This is a genomic window from Lactobacillus amylolyticus DSM 11664, assembly GCF_000178475.1.
GTDB classification, from domain to species: domain Bacteria; phylum Bacillota; class Bacilli; order Lactobacillales; family Lactobacillaceae; genus Lactobacillus; species Lactobacillus amylolyticus.
This window is the reverse complement of record NZ_ADNY01000069.1, coordinates 1-6233: the sequence shown is the minus strand read 5'-3', so window position 1 is coordinate 6233 and position 6233 is coordinate 1. Positions and strand designations below refer to the sequence as shown.

7 protein-coding genes and 2 pseudogenes are annotated in these 6233 nt (G+C 43.6%); 7 read left to right on the top strand and 2 right to left on the bottom strand.

Annotated elements, in window-relative coordinates; translation table 11 throughout:
* The coding region (locus HMPREF0493_RS07910; protein ID WP_040457487.1) for a MerR family transcriptional regulator at positions 1–256 on the bottom strand (256 nt) is incomplete at its 3' end.
* A gap of 253 nt (positions 257–509) precedes the next feature.
* Between HMPREF0493_RS07910 and HMPREF0493_RS07905 the strand changes: the two are divergent.
* A pseudogene (locus HMPREF0493_RS07905) lies at positions 510–1673 on the top strand (LCP family glycopolymer transferase); the annotation flags it as partial.
* Here HMPREF0493_RS07905 and HMPREF0493_RS08800 read toward each other — a convergent pair.
* Complete coding sequence (locus HMPREF0493_RS08800; protein WP_006352818.1) at positions 1673–1816, bottom strand: hypothetical protein; 144 nt, start codon at positions 1814–1816, stop codon at positions 1673–1675. The pseudogene HMPREF0493_RS07905 and the gene HMPREF0493_RS08800 sit on opposite strands and share 1 nt — an antisense overlap.
* On the opposite strand from HMPREF0493_RS08800, the pseudogene HMPREF0493_RS07900 reads away from it, so the two are divergent.
* The 6 genes and pseudogenes from HMPREF0493_RS07900 (at position 1767) to HMPREF0493_RS07880 (ending at position 6065) form a co-directional block, all read left to right on the top strand.
* Positions 1767–2457, top strand: a pseudogene (locus HMPREF0493_RS07900) (DUF554 domain-containing protein). The gene HMPREF0493_RS08800 and the pseudogene HMPREF0493_RS07900 overlap by 50 nt on opposite strands.
* 162 nt (positions 2458–2619) lie before the next feature.
* The gene (locus HMPREF0493_RS08720) at positions 2620–2790 is read left to right on the top strand and encodes a hypothetical protein (RefSeq protein ID WP_006352816.1); all 171 of its coding nucleotides are present in this window, start codon (positions 2620–2622) and stop codon (positions 2788–2790) included.
* 111 nt (positions 2791–2901) lie between these two features.
* Positions 2902–3270, top strand: coding sequence for a hypothetical protein (locus HMPREF0493_RS07895; protein ID WP_006352815.1), 369 nt, complete (start codon positions 2902–2904; stop codon positions 3268–3270).
* On the top strand, positions 3271–4809 hold the full coding sequence (locus HMPREF0493_RS07890) for an ABC-F family ATP-binding cassette domain-containing protein (protein ID WP_006352814.1): 1539 nt from the start codon (positions 3271–3273) through the stop codon (positions 4807–4809).
* A 9-nt stretch (positions 4810–4818) separates the two neighbouring features.
* Positions 4819–5592 (top strand): threonine/serine exporter family protein, encoded by a 774-nt coding sequence (locus HMPREF0493_RS07885; RefSeq protein ID WP_006352813.1) that lies wholly within the window; start codon positions 4819–4821, stop codon positions 5590–5592.
* A gap of 2 nt (positions 5593–5594) precedes the next feature.
* Positions 5595–6065: a threonine/serine exporter family protein gene (locus HMPREF0493_RS07880; protein ID WP_006352812.1), complete on the top strand. Its 471-nt coding sequence runs from the start codon at positions 5595–5597 to the stop codon at positions 6063–6065.
* Positions 6066–6233 lie beyond the last annotated feature (168 nt).

The following is a 6233-nucleotide window of genomic DNA, read 5'->3' as shown; positions in this document are numbered from 1 at the left end:
GTTGTCGAATATAGCTTAATTGATCTTTTAAGTCATCTTTTTGACCATAAGTTGATACTCTGGCATAAGCAACTTGTTTTTTATTTGAGCTTAGACTATTTTTGTTCAAATATTGATTGATTTGATCTTCTGTATAGAATCTGCGATTAGTAGGTGAGCGTTTAGCCTTAAGAATACCCTTTCGATCCCATGTTTGGAGGGTTCTAGTGGTTATTCCTAAACGATCAGCGACATCTTTAGGTTTTAAAATTGCCATAATATTCACTTCCATGTTTAACTTTCTGATGAATATTAGAGCAAATATTTCTATAATATTCTACATATTTCTATATTTTTGTTAACAGTTAATCATCTCCTTTTTGTTTTTTTAACTTTATAATAAAGGATAACTACCCAAAAAACAAAAACTAAGTTATTATTAAAATTTAGCTGCATTCTTTTTTTTGATCTAAAAAAAGTGATACAAATATCTATGAATATTTATGCGAAGGGAAACGAGGAATAGAAGCATGGATCCAAACTCTAATAGAAGAAGAGAAGATTATCGTGCAAAGCGATCTTCATTAAATTTATCACGCAATGAAGCTTTTGCTGCGCCTGATCAGCCAATGAAAAATGCGAGTTTATTGAAAAAGATTGTGGGCATGGTTTTTGTGCTGGCAATTAGTTTTGGCGTTGCTTATTTTGCACATATGTACTTTACTTTCCACAGCGCAGTTAATACCGCCAGCGGCAGCAATTCCGCAACCTCAACCAAGATTGCTAGCAAGAAGCCGATCTCGATTTTGATTCTTGGGGTCGATCAGGGGATTGAAGGGCGACATGATCAAGGAAATTCTGATACTTTGATTTTGGCAACGGCCAATCCAAGCAAGCAAACGGCCACGATGACTTCAATTCCACGTGATACCTTGGCTGACATTAAAGGTGATCCCGGCAACAAATATTTCATGTTTAGAATTAACTCTGCTTATGAAGTTGGCGGCAATAAAGCCGCTGTGAAGACCGTTTCCAGCCTGCTCAACGTGCCAATCAACTGCTATATTGAAGTTAATATGAAGGGATTGAAGAGCTTAGTAGACGCTGTTGGCGGGGTTGACGTCAACGTGCCGTTTAGCTTCAGCTATGACTGGTGTGATTTCCATAAAGGCAAACAACACCTTAACGGCCGGCACGCGGTTGCTTATGTCAGAATGAGAAAAGAAGATCCACGAGGCGACTATGGCCGTCAGTTGCGTCAGCGTCAGGTTATTCAAGCTATTGCCAAAAAGGCAATGTCAGTGAACACGATTACCAACTACCGTAAATTGGTCACAATTTTCAACAAATACATCAAGACCAACTTAACCTTCAACGACATGGTGGCCTTGGCTTTGAACTACCGAGGCTGTATGAAAAATTTTAAGAGCAACTACATCCAAGGTCATGATGCTTGGATCAATGGCTCATCAATTCAGGTTGCTTCAACGGCTGAATTGCAAAGCAAGTCTAACTTGATTCGCAAGAACCTTAACTTGCCAACCGAAACTTTGAATAATGAAGAAACCAGACAGAATCGTTTGAATACGACGATTAACAAGGTGAAGTGGAAGGATCCAAATGCCTTTACCAACTATCAGATCTTTGACCAGAACTCTGATACGCCAGAAAGCGGCTCAAGCAATGGCTCGTCTTAAACTTCGAGCTCAACGCAGTCATCTTCGTCTTTAAGCTCAAGCGATAATTGGTTTAGCAAGATTTTTAAATAGAAAATAAAAAGTGGAAAAATGATCGGAACAATTGTTAATACCTGTGCTTTGCTAGTAGGAACCAGCATTGTCTGCCTGCTGAAAAAAAGGAATCAAAGACAAATATACTGAAGTGCTGTACTTGGCGATGGGCCTGTCAGCGCTAGGAATTGGTCTTGAAAACGTGATTAGCAATATGCCGAAGAGCAAGTATCCGGTTTTGTTCATTGTCAGTTTAGCTTTAGGCGTAATCATTGGAACTTGGCTGGATATTGACGGTCATTTCAACCAATTGGTCTGCAAATTTGGTCAGTCTGAAATCGGCAAGGGGTTGGCAACTGAAATTCTGCTTTGCTGCATTGGAGCTTTATCGATTGTCGGGCCGGTGATGGCCGCTGTTAAAGGCGATTACACCATGCTTTATACCAATGCTACATTAGATTTTGTTACTTCAATGGTCTTTGGTGCCAGCTTTGGCTGGATCATGCTGCTAGTTGCACCGGTTTTATTTTGCTGGCAGGGGATGATCTACGTCATTGCCAAATTTTTGTCCGCCAGCTTCTTCAGTGGTCCGCTCATTACCGAAATTTCAATTGTCGGCGGCTTCTTGATCGCATGCACTGGCTTGGCTTTGTTAAAGATCAAGGATTTGAAGGCGCTGAACTTTTTGCCATCCTTGCTGGTTCCGATCGTCTTTTTTATCATTCATGATTTAACCGGATTTTTTTAAAAAACAGTAATTACAAATAACATCAAAAAATATTTTAAAAATTTTTAGTCGCATTTCGCGGCTATTTTTTTGCAGTAAAGAGCAACACCCGTTATTTATTAGGGCCAAAATCAAAAAATTAAGATTAAATAAGATAACATTACTGAAAGTGCCTTCCATGACTTGGGCGTCGTTGTCGACTTAGGCAAGTCCGCTGTCGGCATTGCTATGGGCGTCAAGATCAACGGCTGGGTTGCCCGTGCGATGAAGCGAATGATTATTGACAAGTCAATTATGGAAACCGGCGGAATCAAAGAGACATTATCTGTTGGCCGCTTTGACTTCTTCGGTTAAAATATAAAAACGATAAAAATAAGTGGTGAATGCGAATTTCATCACTTATTTTTTGTCATTTTTGTTTTATGATATAAGGTAAGTATTTTCGACAGAAAGGAAAAAATCGTTATGAACAAAGGCAAAATTTTTCCTGTTGCTTACGGCGTCATTTCAGCAATCATTTCTTTCATTGCTGTCTTCTTTATTTGCATGCGCAGCTTCCGTTTGAACCTGCAGCTGTCAATTGCTCTGGCGGGCGTCTTTGCGCTCTTTTTCTACGTCATTTCTTACTTTAGAGGTCATGCCAGCGTGGAAATCAAGCGGATTGTTTACAAATATCAATTGACTGACCAGGAACTTGCGCAAATCACGGGGTTGAAGGCAAGCGATTTTCCTATTTATCACGACCAGCTGCAATTGATTTTGCCAAAGCGTTATTGGCCTCGGATTTTAGATGCATTGCAGAAGTACGAACAAGAACACGAGGATGTGAACTAATTGAGTTTATTAACAGTCGAAGATTTAAGTCAAAGCTTTATTGATAAAACCTTGTATGAAGATGCCAGCTTTGTTTTAAACAAAGAAGACCACATGGGCGTTACCGGGCAAAATGGGGTCGGCAAGTCAACGCTGATCAAGATCTTGACCGGTGAAATCATTCCCGATTCAGGTCAGGTCAAGTGGCAGAACAAGATTGACGTCGGCTATTTGGATCAGTATGCCAAATTAGCGCCAGGCGTGACGATCAAGGGCTTTTTAAAGACGGCTTACGATCATCTGTTTAAAAAAGAAAAAGAATTAAATGACTTGTATGCCAAATATGCGGAAAACGGCGACGATACTTTGCTGGAGAAAGCCGGCAGAGTGCAGACATATTTGGAAGAGAACAATTTTTACGATATCGATACCGAAATTGAGCGCGTTGCCTCCGGTTTGGGTCTGGCAGAACTGGGCTATGATCATGATGTGTCAAAATTGTCTGGTGGTCAGCGGTCAAAAATTATTTTAGCCAAACTGTTGCTGCAAAACCCAGACGTCCTGGTTTTGGACGAACCGACCAACTACCTGGATGTGTCGCACATCGACTGGCTGGTTGATTATCTGAACAACTTCAAAGGGGCCTTTATCGTTGTCAGCCACGACTATGACTTTTTGGGTCGAATTACCAACTGCGTGATCGACATCGATTTTGGCACCATCACGCGCTACACCGGGACTTTAAAGCAGGCAATGCGGCAAAAAGAAGCTAACCACGAGACCTATTTGAAGGCTTATGCCAACCAGCAGCGCAAGATTGCCAAGACTGAGGCATATATTCGCAAAAATAAGGCAGGTACGCGTGCCAAGAGTGCCAAGTCACGGGAAAAGCAATTGGCGAAGATGGATGTTTTGACGCCACCTAAGGGCAACCGCAAGGCCAAATTCGACTTTCCTTACGTAGCGACAGCGTCGAACTTGTTGCTGCAAACGCAGGATTTGGTCATCGGCTATGATCATGCCTTGGTGAAGAGTGCGTTCAACTTTTCAGTTGGCGGGGATGAAAAAGTGGCCATCACCGGTTTCAACGGAATCGGTAAGACTACTTTGCTGAAGACTTTGCTGGGACAAATTAAGCCCATCTATGGTTCATACGAATTGTCAGTCACTGCCAAACTCGCTTACTTTAAGCAGGATCTGGCTTGGCCCAACAACAATATGACGCCGCTGCAGTATTTGCAGGAAGAATTTGAACGCAAAAAGCCGCGTGAATTGCGGCAGGCATTAGCGCGGATGGGCTTAACCGCGCAGCAGGCGATGAGCCCGCTTAAAGAATTATCCGGTGGCGAGCAAGAAAAGGTAAAGCTGGCTAAGATGCAGTTTGAACCAGCCAACCTGCTTTTCCTCGATGAACCAACCAACCACTTGGATAATGAAACAAAAGATTCGCTTCGAAAAGCGATCATCAATTTCCCAGGTGGAGTAATCGTGGTCTCCCACGAACGAGATTTCTTCCGGGGTGATTGGATCAACAAGGTTGTCGACCTAGAAAAAATGTAGGTAAATACGATGTCTGATGAGCAAAATTCCAAATTTTATCAAGAAATATTAGACGTTTGTTTGACGGCTGGCTGCTTGATGATTGAAGGCGGAAGCGAAATGTACCGCGTTGAAGACACGATGATGCGGATTGCCCGCAATGCCGGAGTGGCCGACCCGCGGGTTTTTGCCACGCCCACTTGTGTCTTTATGAGCCTGGCTGGCGGCGATATGTCGCAGATGAAGCAGATTCGCGATCGGAATATCAACCTTGAATTAGTGGACCGCGTGAATGAGCTGTCGCGAGAATTTGCCATAAAAAAAATTACGCTGTCTGAACTGCGGCGGAAGATTTTGGCAACTGCCAGTTCAACGCCAACTTTTCCATTGTGGCTGCAAGTTGTTGGTGCCGCTGCCTTGAGTGCGACCTTAATGGTCTTATTCATGGATGACTATGACTGGGTTGATTTCCCGGCTGCTGCCGTTGTTGGCGCGATCGGCTATTTGGCTTACGTCTATTTCAAGCGCTTCACGAAGGTGCGCTTTCTGTCTGAACTGATCGCGGCGATGGTCATGGGCGTGATTACGGTGGGAATTACTCATCTTTTTCCAAAAATGATTACGGACAGCATTCTGGTTGGTGCCTTGATGACATTGGTGCCGGGACTTGCTCTGACCAACGCCTTGCGGGACCTCTTCATGGGCGACCTGCTTTCCGGCATCGTGCGCCTGTTTGAAGCGGCCTTAACCGCGGTCGCATTAGGCGGGGGCGTGGCAATTGTGATTAAGTTTTTAGGAGCATAAAGATGCCTTTTTGGTTAGAAATTATTATTAACATCGCTTTTTCATATATTGCTTCGGTCGGCTTCGCCTTGACGATCAACGTGCCGCACCGAGCGCTTAACTTGTCCGGCATTAGCGGCGTTGTGGGCTGGATGGTTTATTGGTTCTCTAATCGGGCCGGGATGGGCCGCATGCTGTCCAACTTGGCCGGAGCCTTTATCATTGGCATTTTGGGTCTGTTTTTTGCCCGGGTTAAAAAGTGCCCGGTCACCGTCTTCAACATTCCCGCATTGGTGCCTCTTGTGCCCGGTGTGCCGGCTTACCAAGCTGTCCGTTCACTTGTCGATGGTCAGACTTTCAAAGCGGAGACGGCCATTTTGCGCGTCGCTATCGTTACCTGTGCCATCGCGCTGGGGATTTTGCTGTCGACGATGATTACCGAAATGTTTTATCGAACAAAAAGATTTTACAAACAAAAGCAGAATAAGCTATAATACTTGTGACGAGTCGATAAAACAACGCGAGATGCGTATATTTTGAGATAGAGGACATCTGATTTGAATATCGAGGCACGGGAAGTGCTGATGTTGGGCAACTTCTGATGTGAACGGAACGTCCCACACATAGCGTTTTAGCTATGGGCCTTGAGTGAAAAAAGCGAA